Source organism: Exiguobacterium sp. s101 (genome assembly GCF_018617835.1).
Taxonomy (GTDB): Bacteria; Bacillota; Bacilli; order Exiguobacteriales; family Exiguobacteriaceae; genus Exiguobacterium; species Exiguobacterium marinum.
Genome location: NZ_JACSKX010000011.1, coordinates 1 through 17131 on the forward strand (window position 1 = coordinate 1; position 17131 = coordinate 17131).

The 17131-nt window shown below is 45.6% G+C and carries 15 protein-coding genes; 1 reads left to right on the top strand and 14 read right to left on the bottom strand.

Translation table 11 applies throughout. The features are described from left to right. Positions 1–269: 269 nt before the first annotated feature. The 5 genes from KNO76_RS10065 to KNO76_RS10085 all read right to left on the bottom strand — a co-directional run bounded on the left by KNO76_RS10065 (position 270) and on the right by KNO76_RS10085 (position 5921). Complete coding sequence (locus KNO76_RS10065; RefSeq protein ID WP_214885206.1) at positions 270–839, bottom strand: hypothetical protein; 570 nt, start codon at positions 837–839, stop codon at positions 270–272. A gap of 3 nt (positions 840–842) precedes the next feature. After that, entirely contained in the window at positions 843–1745 is a 903-nt protein-coding gene (locus tag KNO76_RS10070) for a deoxyribonuclease IV (RefSeq protein WP_214885314.1), read from the bottom strand. A gap of 81 nt (positions 1746–1826) precedes the next feature. Further along, the gene (locus KNO76_RS10075; RefSeq protein WP_034770978.1) at positions 1827–3170 is read right to left on the bottom strand and encodes a DEAD/DEAH box helicase; all 1344 of its coding nucleotides are present in this window, start codon (positions 3168–3170) and stop codon (positions 1827–1829) included. A gap of 61 nt (positions 3171–3231) precedes the next feature. Then, positions 3232–4170: a sugar ABC transporter substrate-binding protein gene (locus KNO76_RS10080; protein ID WP_214885207.1), complete on the bottom strand. Its 939-nt coding sequence runs from the start codon at positions 4168–4170 to the stop codon at positions 3232–3234. Further along, a complete protein-coding gene (locus KNO76_RS10085) occupies positions 4167–5921 on the bottom strand; it encodes a sensor histidine kinase (protein WP_251127984.1) in 1755 nt (584 codons plus the stop codon). Before KNO76_RS10085 ends, KNO76_RS10080 begins: the two co-directional genes overlap by 4 nt. Before the next feature lie 129 nt (positions 5922–6050). Here KNO76_RS10085 and KNO76_RS10090 point away from each other — a divergent pair, with 129 nt between their 5' ends. Further along, a complete protein-coding gene (locus KNO76_RS10090; RefSeq protein ID WP_214885211.1) occupies positions 6051–7004 on the top strand; it encodes a 4-hydroxy-3-methylbut-2-enyl diphosphate reductase in 954 nt (317 codons plus the stop codon). A 42-nt stretch (positions 7005–7046) separates the two neighbouring features. Here the strand turns inward: KNO76_RS10090 and KNO76_RS10095 are convergent, their stop codons facing one another. The 9 genes from KNO76_RS10095 to glyQ form a co-directional block, all read right to left on the bottom strand. Beyond that, positions 7047–8159: a Nif3-like dinuclear metal center hexameric protein gene (locus tag KNO76_RS10095; RefSeq protein ID WP_214885213.1), complete on the bottom strand. Its 1113-nt coding sequence runs from the start codon at positions 8157–8159 to the stop codon at positions 7047–7049. After that, positions 8159–8875, bottom strand: coding sequence for a tRNA (adenine(22)-N(1))-methyltransferase (locus KNO76_RS10100; RefSeq protein WP_026825680.1), 717 nt, complete (start codon positions 8873–8875; stop codon positions 8159–8161). Before KNO76_RS10100 ends, KNO76_RS10095 begins: the two co-directional genes overlap by 1 nt. A gap of 96 nt (positions 8876–8971) precedes the next feature. Further along, positions 8972–9310, bottom strand: coding sequence for a cytochrome c550 (gene cccA / locus KNO76_RS10105; protein ID WP_026825679.1), 339 nt, complete (start codon positions 9308–9310; stop codon positions 8972–8974). A 132-nt stretch (positions 9311–9442) separates the two neighbouring features. Continuing rightward, entirely contained in the window at positions 9443–10537 is a 1095-nt protein-coding gene (gene rpoD / locus KNO76_RS10110) for an RNA polymerase sigma factor RpoD (protein ID WP_026825678.1), read from the bottom strand. Between the two features lie 35 nt (positions 10538–10572). Continuing rightward, entirely contained in the window at positions 10573–12384 is a 1812-nt protein-coding gene (dnaG, locus tag KNO76_RS10115) for a DNA primase (protein ID WP_214885215.1), read from the bottom strand. Between the two features lie 127 nt (positions 12385–12511). Next, entirely contained in the window at positions 12512–13321 is an 810-nt protein-coding gene (locus KNO76_RS10120; RefSeq protein WP_034770974.1) for a pyruvate, water dikinase regulatory protein, read from the bottom strand. Positions 13322–13340: 19 nt separating this feature from the next. Further along, positions 13341–13970, bottom strand: a complete 630-nt coding sequence (ccpN, locus tag KNO76_RS10125; RefSeq protein ID WP_026825675.1) for a transcriptional regulator CcpN — start codon at positions 13968–13970, stop codon at positions 13341–13343. Between the two features lie 21 nt (positions 13971–13991). Beyond that, on the bottom strand, positions 13992–16046 hold the full coding sequence (gene glyS / locus KNO76_RS10130) for a glycine--tRNA ligase subunit beta (protein WP_214699049.1): 2055 nt from the start codon (positions 16044–16046) through the stop codon (positions 13992–13994). Beyond that, entirely contained in the window at positions 16039–16932 is an 894-nt protein-coding gene (gene glyQ, locus KNO76_RS10135; protein ID WP_200868294.1) for a glycine--tRNA ligase subunit alpha, read from the bottom strand. Before glyQ ends, glyS begins: the two co-directional genes overlap by 8 nt. Between the last annotated feature and the right edge of the window lie 199 nt (positions 16933–17131).

Here is a 17131-nt window from a genome sequence, read left to right on the forward strand (position 1 = left end):
GTCCAACTCAGTGTAGACCATCCAGGGCTTTTTCTTCGGCCGTCGAGGCCTCAGAAAAAGACAAACGGCCGCCAGATGACGACCGTTTGTGTTGCTCGCCCGACGGCGCCCCGACTCCTGCAGGAAAGCAATCCAACGGAGACCCAGCAGCGACCCAAGTCGCGATGCGGCTCCGGAATTGCCTGCGGAAAGCGTGGGCGCCGGAAAGGCGAGCGATATGATTCATGTTAGTCAACAGCCTGATGTCCCTCAAAAAGGGACATCTTTTTTTAGTACAGTGTATGGATTGCTTTATGACAGGTCGGACATATCCATATACCATGCTCATCTGAAAGGTGATACTCCATCAATTTTGTCGCATCACTCCCGTAACGCACTGCGAGGTCAGTTTGACAAATCGAGCACATGGTCGATTGAGGCAACGGTGCGAATTGCTTTTCTCGGAATATATGCGCTTCATAAGTCTCTTTCGTCCATTTAGACGACGGTACGTGATAGCCGTCATTCCACTTTTTCCGCATCGACTCGTACGGTTCATCCACCTGATACATGCCAACCTTTAATAGCGGATGATGAAAGTGAAGTTGTAGCAGATCCACCAAGCTATACGTTGCCAAGCCTTCTACCCCACCACCGAGCCAATATAGATCATCCGGTCGCATAATCTTTTCTTCTAACAAAATCTCCGCTTCCGCCACAATCCCATGTCCAATCACTTCGATAAACGCTGTCGGAGTCGTTACCTTCCCATTTACATAAACCGGACTTTGCTCAAGGAAATAAGTCGGGAATGCGTTCCAGACGTCGTATCGATTCGGGTCGACCTGAAGGACGTTCATTACTTATTGATGAGCTAGCGTGAATTGATCACGCCATTCAGAATCAAATTGATTCGCACGGAACATCTCAATCTCTTGTTTGTATGGAGCAATTTTCGTTTTTTCACTGATTGGGATATATGGTGTCTCTAAAATTTTTGGTAGATGTGCGAATGCCTCATGATGAACAATACGATTTAATGTATCAAATCCAATCTCGCCATATCCGATGTTTTCATGACGGTCTTTTTTCGCACCGCAAACGTTCTTCGAATCATTCACATGAAGTACGCCGAGACGATCGATTCCAACGATGCGATCGAATTCTTCGATTACACCGTCTAAATCACCGACTAAATCATACCCAGCGTCATGAACGTGACACGTATCAAAGCAAACGGACAGACGATCATTATGTGTTACGCCGTCAATGATGGTCGCAAGCTCTTCAAACGTCTTTCCGAGTTCGCTCCCTTTTCCTGCCATCGTCTCAAGCGCGATTTTCACTTGTTCGTCACCCGTCAGTACCTCATTTAGTCCTTCAATGATTCGGGCGAGACCGACTTCTTCTCCTGCGCCGACATGTGCTCCAGGGTGGAGGACAACGTGACGAGCTGCTTGTAGTGCTTCAGCCCGTTTTAATTCCTGTGTCAAAAAGGAAACGGCCAACTCGAACGTCTCTGGCTTTGTCGTATTTCCGAGATTGATGATATACGGGGCATGTACGACAATCTCCTCGATGTCGTGTGCCGACATATGCTTCAGGGCCGCTTCGATGTTCAAATCTTCAATCGGTTTACGTCGTGTATTTTGGGGGGCACCTGTATACACCATCATCGTATTCGCCCCGTACGACACGGCCTCTTCACTACCTGCAAGTAACATCTTTTTACCTGATACCGAAACGTGTGAACCTATTTTTAACATCATCATCTTCCCTTCATATGCTTCTTTCTTTAGTTTACACAAAAAGAAGAACCGACTCCAAGAAGTCGATTCTTTAAATGATTAACGTTTGTTTTTTTTGCGTGCAGCCCGACGATCCGTGCGCTGTTGTTGCATATGCTCGCGTGATGCGGTCTCTTTTAACTTATACTTAAATTTCTTCTTATAGCCAGGCTTCACTTTTTTCTTCGCCTTTTTAATTTCACCAGCCATACGGCTATGTGCCGTATGCGAAACTTTCATTTTCCGGTCTGTTTGGCGACGACGACGTGTTTTAATCGGTTGAATCGAACCGTTACGCAAATCGACGTGTGTGAATTCGAACCCACGCTCTTCGAGACGATTGATTGGCCCATTTTCATGGTCCTCGTATAGCGTATATGCCTCACCTGATGCGCCCGCACGACCAGTACGACCGACACGGTGCGTGTAGAAATCAAGATCTTTCGGGATGCCGTGGTTGATGACGTGAGAAACTCCTGAAATATCAATTCCGCGAGCCGCCAAATCAGTCGCAATAACATATTGATACTTGGCATCATTAATATCTTTGATGGCTTGTTTACGGCGACGGGCTTGCATGTCTCCATGTAACGTACCTACATTTAATCCTGCTTCACGGAACGATGTTTCCAATTCATCCGCTTCTTGTTTCGTATTTGTGAATACAAGACAAACAAAAGGATTAATTGCTTTTGCAATTTCAACAGTCAAGTCTTTGCGGTCACGGTGACGTACCGGAATGACATGGTGTTTGATTTTTGGTGCGACACGATCTTCAGGGCTTGCTTCAGCAAAGCGCGGATCGTGCAAATATTTCTTCAAGAACGGCTCAAGTTTCTCAGGGATTGTCGCTGAGAAGACCATCGTTTGAAGTTTTTCCGGGAGTGACTGCGCGATGCGGTCAACTTCCGGTAAGAACCCCATATCGAGCATTTGGTCGGCTTCATCGACGACAAAATGCGTAACTTTGTGCGAGAACAAAGCCTGCACTTTCATCAAGTCAAGGATTCGTCCAGGCGTCCCGACGATGAGTTGTGGTGGATTTTTCATCTTATCGATTTGACGTTCGCGGTCTGTTCCTCCGACAATCAAACTTGATTTAATGTAATCCGGATTTTTAATAAGAATCGATTTCAATTCTTCATGAATCTGCCAAGCGAGTTCACGTGTCGGGGCGACTACGATAGCTTGAACTGATGCTTCTTCTGGGTTGATCGCTTCGACGATCGGTAACAAGAACGCAAGTGTTTTACCCGTTCCTGTCTGTGATTTTCCAATAATATCTCGACCATTTAATGCAGCCGGAATAATCCGTGCTTGTATATCGGTCGGTTTCGTGATGCGCTTTTCTGTTAAGGCATCAATCATAAACGGTAGCAATTTGAACTGTTGGAAGCTGTTCAATCGATACACCTCCTGTTTCTTTCCACTTTTCCTAGCATAGCGGAATCAAATGATTTGTCAATCAATCTTTTGCCACACCTTCGTATAAATAACTTGCTGAATAATAGTGTTTGGCAATTTTCTTTCCATTTAAATGTAGTTCGAGCGCTTTGAATCCGACTTCCATCATCTCATTCGGTGACTGCACGACAGTCGCATTGACTTTCCCATTTTGAATGAGGGGATAGATATCTGAGATGCCGTCCACCGATACGATGGTCTTGTCAGTCAAACCGTGACTTTCTAAAGCTCGGACGACACCGAACGTATTATCGTCATTGTGCGAAAAGACGGCATCAAAAGGGATATCTTCTTCTAGCCAACGAGACATCTCAATTTCTGCTTGAAACGTATCGTAATTCCCAGTGATCGATGCGATGATTTGAAAATGATTGGCATTTGCCTTCTCATATTCGCGAATCCCGAGGCTGCGGTCCATCGTGGAGCGGACTTTCGGGGTTCCCCTTACCTCTACCACGCGAATCGGTCGTTCGAGATCACTATACTTCGCAGCAATCTGTTCTGCTGCCATTCGTCCGATATCGACATTGTCAGATACGACCGATGTCAAGACACTCGAATGATCAATCATACGATCAATTGCAATAATTGGAATGTTTTCACGTTTAGCGCGTTCTAATGAAGGTTGAATAAACGTATCATCTAACGTCGTTAAAAAGATTGCCTCGACGCCTCGGTCAATCAAAGAATCTAGCTTTTCTTTTTCAAGGACACGTGAGTCCTCACTCGTCGTCGGAATCGGAGTAAACCCTTTTTGATTGGCCGTATGCACAAACGAGTCTAATAATTTGTTCGCATGTTCATGCTTATCACTGACAAACACGAAACCAACTTCTTTTTCCCTTATTTTTTTCTCCGGTAACTGTATCGATGTAATGAGAAGAATAGTCATCGCCCAAATAATCGGCAACCAGAGCCAATAATGTTTAAGTCCCTTCATGAAGCTTGTCTCCTTGGGATTTTGATTAAAATCGCCGTCCCCTTGCCTAACGAACTATCAATCTCCATCATACCGTTCACACTTTTCAAGTACTCTTGAATCATATAAATCCCTAATCCGTTTCCGCTTTCTTTTGTCGTATTAAATGCAGAACCGATTGTATTGAGTTGTTCCTCACTCATTCCAATGCCATTGTCTTCTATTAAGAAACGATATTCCTGTTCAGTAAAGAGAACGGTCACGACCACGCTTCCGTCTGCACCTTTTGATTCGACAGCATCCACGGCATTTTTGAACAAGTTGTAAATGATTTGTACAAGCATATCAAATGACGCATAGAATGGTGGCATATCGTTTGGTACAAGTAATTCCCATTTTGTAGGACGTTTATAACACTCTGCATCCATTAAAAATTCAAGTCGTTTCGCAAAGTCTAGCATGTTGATCCAATCTTCGTTTTTTCCGGCTTGAGCCGGTTTTGCGAGTGTCAGCATCGTCGAGATCAAGTCGTTCGCCCGCTCTAACTCCTGGATTGCGACGTCCACCATGTCTTTACTCCCTTGACCCTCTCGCACCATCTGCAACGTGATATGCACCGGGGTCAGAGGATTACGAATTTCATGGGCAATCCCTGCGGCCAATTGACCGAGTGAGGCCAGCTTTTCTTGATGTAAAATCAATTGCTGTTGACTCAACTGTTCACGCCGTGACGTCTCCATTCGCTGTGCATAATCGTTATAGGTATCGAGTAACGTTTCCACTTCTTTTGAACCAGTTCGTTCCAATGAAATCGTTCCAAGGGATTGTTGCTTTTTGATGCGGTTGACCAGCTCAACAAGGGGGTTTGTCAACGTACGGGAGAGTAACAACCCAACGAGAATACTCAAGAAAAATGTGACGAGTGCGATCATCAAGTATTGCCAACGCGTATCATACACTGTCTCGTAAACCGAATTATTCTGATGTTTCGCGAGCATGCTCCATCCACTGACACGGGCATCTGGTTCATACATCAACGTGTCTTCATCCGTACTTAGAATGGTCCGCGTGTTTCGGCCTAACGTTTCGTCAATGACTTCACGCGAAACACGACGCTCCGCATCTGTGACCAGATTGAATGAGGTAGTCAATACTTCGCCTTGATTGTCTAACAAGTATAAGATCATATCATCATTCGCAGACTCTAACGAACGACGATACAAATCAGAGTTCAAGACACTGATACTCCCGCCAAAGATTCCGACCGGTCGATTGTCTTCGATGACAGGAACATATAAGAAAGTACCCATATCTCCACTGATCATGATGGGGTCACTCATATATAATTCTCTTCCACTAGCAGTCAACACTTCCATGAATTTAGGATCGCGTTTAATAATAGATGAAGAGACCTGCCGTTCGGAGTACCATTTAAACGAATCTTGCCTAGCATCATAATAAAAGATTGATGTAAAACTCGTCCGTTGATTCAAATAACCTGTCCGGATTCGTTCTTCAATCCATGGTTCGTTTCCTACATAAGCGCCAAGGTAAACTAAATCTTCATACAATTTCCCGATTCGGGACTCAATATTTTCAATACTGTCATCAATCGCATAATCAAATTGTTCTTTTGCAAGTTCTTCTGCTCGAGACACCGTGACGCGATCAGCAGAAAAGGCAAGCGATGAAATGACAAGTGCTAAAATAATGATAATAATGAACGTTATTTGGAAAAAGTAAGAATTTCTAAGCTCATGCAATTGTTTCATGCGATTCACGGCGTCCCTCCTTTCTAACCTAAAAATTATAGCATGAATACACGCAAATCTTTTCGTATTTTCGAAACAATGTTAGACTAATACGTATGAAAGCACTTCGAAAGGAGCCTTCGTCTTCATATGAAAGTTAAAAAAATTAGTCCACGCGGATATTGCTATGGTGTCGTCGATGCCATGAAACTCGCAAATGAGGCGGTCGCAAATCCAGATTTGCCACGCCCGATTCATATACTAGGAATGATTGTTCATAATCGTCACGTCACACAGGCATTTGAGGATCTCGGTGTCAAAACGGTCGATGGTGATGATCGGATGCAGGCACTCGAAACAATTGATTGTGGTACGGTCGTCTTCACGGCACACGGAATTTCACCACTCGTTCGCAAACGGGCCATCGAGAAAGGGTTGACGATTGTTGATGCCTCGTGTCCAGACGTACTTGTCACACACGATTTGATTCGTGAAAAAACAGCAGAAGGATATGATGTCATTTACATCGGAAAACATGGACATCCAGAACCGGAAGGCGCAATCGGGGTTGCACCTGACCATGTTCACTTGATTCAATACGAACATGAAATCGATCAGTTACCGAGTCGATTGTTTGAACGAAAAATTCTTGTGACAAACCAGACGACGATGAGTCAATGGGACGTTTCCACATTGATCGAAAAAATCCAGACACGTTATCCGCATATTGAAGTGCATAACGAAATTTGTAACGCGACACAAGTACGTCAGGAAGCCGTTGCTGAACAGGCTGGTGACTGCGATTTACTAATTGTCGTCGGAGATCCTAAATCAAATAACTCGAATCGCTTGGCACAAGTATCAAAAGAAATCGCCGGTACGAATGCGTATCGCATCGGTGACTTGAGCGAACTGGATATGGATTGGCTCGAAGGTGTGGAGACCGTTGCCGTGACGTCCGGTGCATCTACACCTACTCCAATTACTAAAAAAGTGATCGACTTCTTGTCACAGTACGAACCTGAAGATTTGAGCACGCACGATAAAACGCCGTATCTCGAGCTTCGAAGTATCTTACCAAAAGTTAAAGCATTGCGGAAGTGAAGGAATCCCCCATTCTCTTATATGAGGATGGGGGATTTTAGGTTATCTAAACTTAAACGGGTTCGTGTTTACTTCGGAAATCATCAAGTCGACATCAATTTTTGCCTTCAAAAATTTCTCGCTAAGCATATCGACGACTCCTCGTTTCATGACACTCTCGACATGATGACCTGGATCTACTACCGCAAGCCCTAAAGCCATCGCATCATGGGCCACATGGAAGTATAAGTCACCTGTCACATATGCATCCGCTCCTTTAAAATGAGCTGCTGATACATATTTATTCCCATCCCCACCTAATACGGCTACTTTTTCAATTGACCGCTCTAAATCACCAACAACTCGCACGCCTTCTACGCCAAAGCTTGCCTTTACATGATCAGCGAACTTTTCGAGTGTCAGCGCTCGTTCGAGTCGTCCGATTCGTCCTAGACCATACACATGTCCGTCAATCTCATCACGGACCAAGTCATACGCGACTTCTTCATAAGGATGTGCATCTTTCATCGCTTTCAAGACACGCTTTTTCTGACTTTCGCGAACGACTGTTTCAATTTTCATTTCATTCACTTGCTCGGTTTCATGCGAACGCCCAATGAACGGGGTCGTTTCATCAAGCGGAGTAAATTGTCCTGTCCCAGGAACCTGAAACTGACAATCCGCATAGTCTCCGATATGTCCTGCCCCTGCCTTTCCTAGGGCACGGGAGACGTCCTGGGCGTGTGTTTCTGGCACGAATACAGATAGTTTATAGACCGGCTCTTCATACGTCGGAACGAGCACTTTCGTGTCACGCAACCCGATTGCTTCACTCATCCAGTCATTGACACCACCGACACACACGTCTAAGTTCGTATGTGCGACGTAGACCGCAATGTTATGCTGAATGCACTTCATCGTAATTTTTCCTGCCGTGGAGCGATCATTAACTTGAGATAACGGGCTAAAAATCGGGGGGTGGTGCGCAATAATCAAATCGATTTCGTTCTCAATCGCTTCGTCAACGACCGATTCGAGAACATCGAGTGTCACCATAACCCGCTTAACCTCTTTATTTAGCGTACCGATTTGCAAACCAATTTTATCACCTTCGACTGCCAGATGTTTCGGTGCAAACTCTTCAAATAATTGAATCACTTGATTGCCATTCGCCATTACTGACTCACCTCTCTCATCTTGTCACGCATTTTCTTAAATTCGACTTGCTTTTGAATCAGTGCCTCTGACTGAATCCCGTCTGCCATTTGACCGAGAACGTACTCCAACTTATCTGCTTCTCGACTCCATTTGAGCTTGAATGGTTCTGGTCGTTCCTGAATGAGAAAGGGACCGAATAACAATTGCCAATTCCGTTCATTCACTTCTTCACTGTAAATCGTTTCTATCCCTTTTTCGCCCACAAGAATCTCATATACCTTATCGTTCTCTTCCACAATCGCCTCTTCGACAAGGACATAGCCATTCTCAAGCAACCAGCTTCGAACGTGCTGCCCGTCGACGTTAGGTTGAAGAATGAGACGTTCGACCGCACCCAATTTCTCTTTACCTGCTTCAAGGATGGAACGAATCAAACTCCCTCCCATCCCGCAAATCGAGATACAAGTTGCCTCATCCTCTTTCAATACTGCGAGACCATCACCAAGTCGCACATCGATTGCATCAAGGGATTCAATCAGGTCCACTTGTGCTCTTGCAGCCTCCATCGGACCTACATTCACTTCTCCTGCGATTCCTTTTGAAATGATTCCTTGTTGAAGGGCATAACATGGTACGTATGCATGATCCGACCCGATATCGGCGAGCACACTTCCTTTAGGGATATAATCGACAACCTGCTTCAAGCGGCGGTCTAAGATGATACGTTCTTGCATTCAAGACAACTCCTTTGTTCTACTTCTTCCTTAGCGTATCGAATTCTCCGCACTTCGACAACAAAAAACGCACCCCATTATGGAGTGCGCAACCTCTTATTGTTCAATCAACCAGTTCGCAAGCACTTCTGCTTCTTCAGCCGATGCAAGACCTGCTGGCATCGACCCTTGTCCATTGACGATGATGTTTGCGATTTCTTCTGGCGAAAGGCGATCACCTACTCCAGTAAGCGCTGGACCTACGCCACCTTCAAGGTTTCCGCCGTGGCAACCTGTGCAACCCTTCGCTGCGTATAACTCTTCTGGGTTCATTTCAGTGACTGCTGGACCTTCAGCCGCTTGTTGCGCCTGATTCACACCAAAATACGATAATGATACCATGGCAATAATTGCGACGATTGCGATTGCCGCAAACGGTAACAATGGATTACGCATTGTAGTTCCCCCTCATGTTCATTCCAAATTTCTATCCAACACTATTTTACTCAAAAAATAATAAAGAAGGAAGGAAAATCACTCATTTTCCTTCCTTTCTTCTAAAACTTCACACTTTATACAAATATGAAATTAATCGAGGAAGTCTTTCAAGCGTTTGGAACGACTAGGGTGACGTAATTTACGAAGAGCTTTCGCTTCGATTTGACGAATCCGCTCACGTGTGACGCCGAATACTTTTCCGACTTCTTCAAGTGTACGTGTGCGACCATCATCTAACCCGAAACGAAGGCGAAGGACATTTTCTTCCCGGTCCGTCAACGTATCGAGGACATCCTCTAATTGCTCTTTCAACAATTCATATGCAGCCGCATCTTGTGGTGCCATCGCGTCCTGGTCTTCAATGAAGTCCCCGAGATGTGAATCGTCCTCTTCCCCAATCGGTGTTTCAAGTGAAACTGGTTCTTGAGCAATTTTTAAAATCTCACGAACTTTTTCAGGTGTGAGCTCCATCTCTTTGGCGATTTCTTCCGGAGCTGGTTCACGACCGAGATCTTGAAGCAATTGACGTTGAACACGAATCAACTTGTTGATCGTCTCGACCATGTGTACCGGAATACGGATCGTCCGGGCTTGGTCAGCAATCGCACGGGTAATGGCTTGACGAATCCACCACGTTGCGTACGTCGAGAACTTGAACCCTTTCATATAGTCGAACTTTTCGACTGCTTTAATGAGTCCCATGTTTCCTTCTTGAATCAAATCAAGGAAGAGCATCCCACGACCGACGTAACGTTTCGCAATCGATACCACAAGGCGTAAGTTTGCTTCTGCGAGACGTTTCTTCGCCTCTTCGTCTCCTTGTTCGATTCGCTTAGCAAGCTCTGTCTCATCTTTCGCGCTGAGAAGATCGACACGACCGATTTCTTTCAGATACATGCGAACCGGATCGTTGATTTTAATCCCAGGTGGTACTGACAAATCGTTTAAATCAACTTCCTCATCCTCTTTTTTCGCAGGGGTTTCTTCTGCGTCAGCTGCATCTTCTGTGACGCGGATATCTTTCGCTTCTAAATCTTCAATGAAGTTATCGATGAAATCCGAATCAACCTCAAAATGACTGAGGCGATCTTGAATCGCTTGCATTGAGACGACGCCCTTTTTCTTTCCTAACTTTTCAAGCTCTTCTATGGCGTTAAATAAATCCTCTTTCTTCTTCTCTGCCATCTAGCAGTTCAACTCCTTCCAAACTTCATCCACGATCATCGTTCTCGAAGACGACGACTACGGGCAATCAATTCTTGTAGCTTGGACGCCTGGTCTACTATACTTTCGGCGTCTTGAGCGATTTCCCTTTTTGCACGCTCGATTTGACGTTGCTCCTCATAACTGTTTATGACCCGAATGTATTCGTCTAAAACCTCTTCAGACAGTTCATCCGGTCCAGCCATCAGTTGAATTTCCGCAAAGCGCATCGCATAATCGGGGCGTTGATCACAATAACGCTCCATAAAAGGAAGCGTAACTTGATCAAATTCATCTTGTGTCATCGTTTCGGATACAACTTCATACAATGCAGAGCCAAGCATACGATGGGTTTCATCTTGATAACGAAGCCCTAAGCGGTCACGCACGAAACGAACCTGCTCCGGTCCCGTCAACATCGCGCGCAACAAGTTCTTTTCAGCTTTCATCCAACGAGGCTCACCTGTTTTACTCGAACGTTTTCGTATCGGTTCCACAGCGTCAACTGTGCGAGTTGGATTTGATTCGCTTGACGTCGGATGAGGAATTCTCGAACGAAGCGTCTCTAGCGAAATTTCAAACTCATCCGACAGCTTTTTCACATACATATCTCTTCGAATCGAATCATTCGTCTTACCAATCTCTTCAAGCATAGATTCAATAAAGCGAATCCGTTCTCCTTCTCGATTCAAGTTTTTCCCTCGCCTGAGCATCCGATTCATAAAATCAAGAACACTCAATTGTTCAGTTTCGACAAACTGTTGCCAGTGAGTTGCCCCATGTTGACGGATATAATCGTCCGGATCGGTCTTTTCTGGTAGCGGCAAAACTTGTACATCAAGTGGAGACGTTTCTAATAGGCGAATGACTTTTTGAGTCGCTTCTTGTCCCGCGTGGTCCCCATCATAACAGATGACCACTTCTTCCACGATACGAGACAGGGCTCTTGCATGTTGTGGAGAAAATGCGGTACCGAGTGATGCCACGACTTCTTTTGTCCCCGCTTGTGCCACTTGCAAAACGTCAACGTTTCCTTCGACGAGGAAGACACGTTTTTTCTTTCGCATCAATGCCCTCGCCTGGGAGAAACCGAATAACAGTTCACTTTTATTGAATAACGGTGTTTCAGCCGTATTCACGTACTTTGGCTGTCGATCATCAATCGCACGGCCACTGAAGCCCACGATGGTGCCGTCTCGATCCGCAATCGGAAAGACGACCCGTCCTTCAAATCGGTCAAAATATTCACCGGATTTAGACTTCGAAATCAAACCTGCTTCAACCATCACTTCTAAATCGAACCCTCGTCGCTCCAACAACTCGACAGTAAAGCGTCGTTGGTCTGGGGCAAAACCAATCTTATATTGCGCAATCGTCTCTTCGTTTAACTCGCGATTTCGCAAATATGACAATCCCACTTCGCCAGCTTCCGTTTTCATCAATACTTCATGATACAAGTCAGCAACGAGTCGATGCGCATCCCGCATCTGTTTGCGCCATACTTGTTCACGTGTCAATTCTTCGTCACCTTGGATGCCGTCTACTGAAATGCTCGCTCGCGTTGCTAGGCGCTCGACCGTTTCGGGAAAGGATAACCCTTCGGTCTCCATCACAAATGTAAATACATTTCCTCCGGCACCACAACCGAAACAGTGATACATCCCTTTTTCGGGCGAAACGGAGAAGGACGGAGAGTTCTCGGAATGGAAGGGACATAATCCGACCAATCGATGTCCCTGTTTCTTTAATTCGACACGTTCGCCAATCAACTCCACGATATCGGTTGCCTGTTTCACTTCTGCGATAACTTCATCTGGTATCCGTGGCATCTTGACCACTCCCTGTTTCCAATCTCGCAACGAAACGGAACGCTCATCACGTTCCGTTTCACTGTACTGTCAATACTTTATTATATCCTCTCGAAGCAACGAATACTAATTGAAACACTTATTTACTTCAGACGTCTTTAGATTGTTCGAGGTGACGCAGAATGATTCCCGCAGTCTCTTCGACAGCCTTGTTTGTCACGTCGATGACTTCACAACCGACTCGTTCATAAATCCCGCGTGCATATTCGAGCTCACGATTGATTCGCTCGAGTTGTGCATAATCCGCTTCCGGCTTCAACCCGAGTGACTTTAGGCGTTCCATTCGAATTGAAATCAACTTTTCTGGCGAGATGATCAATCCGATACATCGTTCTGCAGGTAAATCAAACAATTCCTCAGGTGGTCGTGATTCCGGGACGAGAGGCACGTTTGCGACTTTATATCGTTTGAGTGCTAAATATTGAGATAACGGTGTCTTTGACGTCCGGGAAACCCCGACAAGCACGATATCGGCTTTTTTCAGCCCGCGTGGATCCCGACCGTCATCATACTTGACGGCAAATTCCATCGCTTCGATTTTTCGGAAGTAGTCGTCATCTAGTCGATAGATGAGCCCCGGTTTCTCTCGCGGGGCTTCTTTCAATTGTCCTGATAATACGTCGAGTAAATCACCGAGCAAGTCGACCGTCTTTACTTGATGCTCTTTTCCGAGTCTCATGAGAAGAGCCCTGTGTTCCTCATTGACGAGCGTATACGCGATAATCGCCTGTTGAGCTCTCGCTTGTGTGACCACATCGATGATTGTCTGTTCATCTTCAACGAACGGGATGCGAAGTGTCTCAATTGCATTCTCGTGAAATTGGATACTCGCTGCTCGGACGACGAGTTCACATGTTTCTCCGACCGAGTCACTTACAACGAACACGAGTTGTTTCATAGTCAAATCGGTTTCCTCCTCAGATTGACTCATCGTTCGCTAACGCAATGAGCACCTTCGTCATGTTAGTTTTCGTCATTCGACCGAGAACAATCAATTTTCCATCCTTCTCTTCAACGACAGGCATGGCATCAATTTGTTTTTCAATCAATTTCATACCTGCCCGAATTAACGTTTCACCCTTCTCACATACTGTAATATTCGGCATACGCGTCATGATGACGTTGACCGGTAATTGGTCCAAATCCTGATTTCCAATCGCAGCACGGAGAAGGTCTTTACGAGATAATACACCGACCAACTCTCGATCACGTCCAACTACGAACAAGGACCCAACATCTTCCAAAAATAGTGTGACAATTGCATCATATACTGTCATTTCATCCCGAACGACTTTTGCAGACGACATGAAGTCCCCTACAGTCAAGGAATCTAGCTTTTCTCGGAGCATTGACGAGTTTCGTTTGCCAACGAACGTGTAGCCGACACGAGGTCTTGCTTCAAGTATTCCTGTCATCGTCAAGATGGCGAGGTCGGGTCGCAGGGTTGCGCGCGTCAATGACAATTCTTGCGCAATTTGTTCCCCTGTAATCGGTCCGTTCTCCTTCACAATCTCAGCAATCTTTTGTTGGCGTTCATTCAGTTGCATAGCCAACCCCCTCTAGTTTGTTTAGAGTACGAGCGCGTTGAAGTCTGCGACACTCTTAATCGTCGTAGCAAGTCGGTTCATTTCATGGAGACGGTTTTGGCGTACTGCCTCGTCCTCACTCATGACCATTGTATGTTCAAAGTACATCATAATTGGTGATTCAAGCATTTGAAGGAGCTCTAACGCTTTTTGATAATCTCCCGCCTGAACAGCATTGTTCGTTTCAGGAGCTATTCGTTCAATCGCTTCATGTAAGGCAATCTCTTCATCATTTTCAAATAATGAAGGGACGACATCTCCTGGCTCACCTTTTTTCGAAATGTTGACGACGCGCGACAATTGCTCAATCAAAGATTTTGCATTCGTCGATACGAAGTGTTGAATTGCTTGTGCACGAGCATCAAGGCGATTGATTGTCAATGTCGTCGTCAATACCGCGTCAATCACATCGTAGCGGACCTTCTGTTCTTGTAGACGGTATTTCAACCGGAGTTTGAAGAAGTCCACCAGCTGATCCTTGACTTGTTCTTTATCGGCTTCGAAGAGTCCTGCCTTCAGCTGTAATTCGACAATTTTTGAAAGCAGCTTGTCGAGTGAGAGATCAATTTTCCAATCTCCAAGAATTTGAACGACCCCTTGAGCTTGACGACGTAGGGCGAACGGGTCTTGCGAACCACTTGGAATCATGCCGATTCCGAAAAATGCTACAATCGAATCAAGCTTGTCCGCTAGAGCAAGTACAGCACCTGTTGCCGTCTCCGGGGACTGATCTCCCGCGAAGCGTGGCATATAATGCTCACGAACAGCTGCCGCCACTTCCTGATCCTCACCTTGCTGAAGCGCGTACTTCTCACCCATGATTCCTTGAAGCTCAGTGAACTCGTATACCATCTGACTGACGAGGTCAAACTTATGAATCGCACCGGCACGGCTGACTTTTTCGATATCTGCGTCAAATAAAGGTGCGAGCATCTGCGCGATTTCAGTCACGCGACGTGCTTTCGCTCCAGTCGTCCCCAATTTTTCATGGAATACGATGCGATCGAGACGAGCGAGTTGGTCATCAATCTTTGTCTTTTTGTCCTCCTCATAGAAGAAGACGGCATCTGCAAGACGAGCACGGATGACTTTTTCATTCCCGCGCGCCACGTTTTCTAGGTGCTCTGCATTTCCATTTCGGACCGTGACAAAGTAGTTTTTCAACGTTTCGTCGATATAAACTGGGAAGTAACGTTGATGCTCTTTCATCGTTGTGATGAGTACTTCCTCAGGGAGGTCGAGATACGCCTCCTCAAATTCTCCGAAGAGGGCAGTCGGCCATTCGACTAAGTTTGTGACCTCTTCGAGTAAGTCAGCATCAAGCGGAACTGTCCATCCTTGTTTTGTGGCAAGTTCCTTAATTTGACGTTCGATTTCAGCTTTACGAGTCTCGTAGTTTGCCATGACAAACGCAGACTCTAATGTCTCTACATACGCTGCTGGTGATTCGACGACAACGTCTCCTTTACTGAGGAAGCGATGACCACGCGTCACGTTGCCGGTTTTCACGCCTTCGATTGTAAAATCGATGATGTCCTTACCAAATAGAGCAATCAACCAACGAATCGGACGCATGTAGCGTAAACTACTCGTTCCCCACTTCATATTTTTTGGGAACGTCAGGCTACGAACGACGTCTTCGAGACCGTTTAACAATGAGCTTGTTTCCTGACCTTCTTCATGACGTTCTGCGAAGACATACTCGACCCCTTTTTCTTCTGCGAAGTACAGGTCCTCGACTGTCAATCCACGACCGCGAGCAAATCCTTGCGCCGCTTTTGACCAGTTCCCTTCCGCGTCCTGAGCAATCTTCTTAGCAGGTCCACGGAGTGTTTCTTTCAAATCCTGTTGCGTTTCGGCTACATCACGAACGATGACGGACAAGCGACGCGGTGTAGAATAAACCTCAATCGACCCAAATTCAACACGAGCTTCTTTTAAAAACGCATCAACACGTTCTGCCAATTGTTTCTCCGAACGCAAGACGTATTGAGCCGGTAGCTCTTCTAATCCAATCTCTAGTAAAAGGTCACGCATTCAAGTCACCTGCTTTCTCTTGTTTCAAAAGTGGGAAACCAAGGCGTTCCCGTTCTTCAATAAATTTAGCAGCACATGTACGTGACATGTTACGTACTCGTTGAATGAATCCGGTACGTTCCGTCACCGAAATGGCGCCTTTCGCATCCAACAAATTGAATGTGTGCGAACATTTCAAAATGTAATCGTACGCAGGGAAGACAAGATTCTCTTCAAGAGCACGTTTCGCTTCTTTCTCATATGTGTCGAATAACGTGAACAGCATGTCGACATCCGATAATTCAAACGTATATTTCGAGTGTTCGAATTCAGGTTGGTAGAAAATATCACCGTATTTGAAGCCGTCTGTCCATACGAGATCGAATACACTCTCCACTTCTTGAATGTAAGAGGCGAGACGTTCGAGTCCGTACGTGATTTCTACGGCAATCGGGTCACACTCGATTCCACCGACTTGTTGGAAATACGTGAATTGCGTGATTTCCATCCCGTTTAGCCAGACTTCCCAACCGAGACCAGCTGCTCCGAATGTCGGGTTTTCCCAATTATCTTCAACGAAACGAATGTCGTGCTCAAGCGGATTGATTCCGATCAACTCGAGACTTTCTAAGTAAAGTTCTTGAATGTTGCTTGGAGAAGGTTTCATGATCACCTGGAACTGATGGTGTTGATACAGACGGTTAGGGTTCTCACCATAACGTCCATCAGCCGGACGGCGTGATGGTTCTGTGTAACAAACGTTCCAAGGTTCTGGACCTAGAGTTCTTAACGTAGTCATTGGGTTCAGCGTTCCTGCCCCTTTTTCAACATCGTACGCTTGCATCGTCAAACAACCTTTTGATGCCCAAAAGTTTTGTAGCGTGAGAATGATTTCTTGCATAGTCATATGCTTCATAAATGACACCTCCAATAGTATTGAAACGACAAAAAACGCCCCTATGTGCCTAGCACATAGGGACGGGATTGATTCCCGCGGTTCCACCCTACTTGCCCCAACATCGGGGCCACTCTTAAAGATGTGGGCGCTCTGGAATCGCCGTTCACCCTTCTCATGACGTTCGGCTCACACTATCCCGAACTCGCTT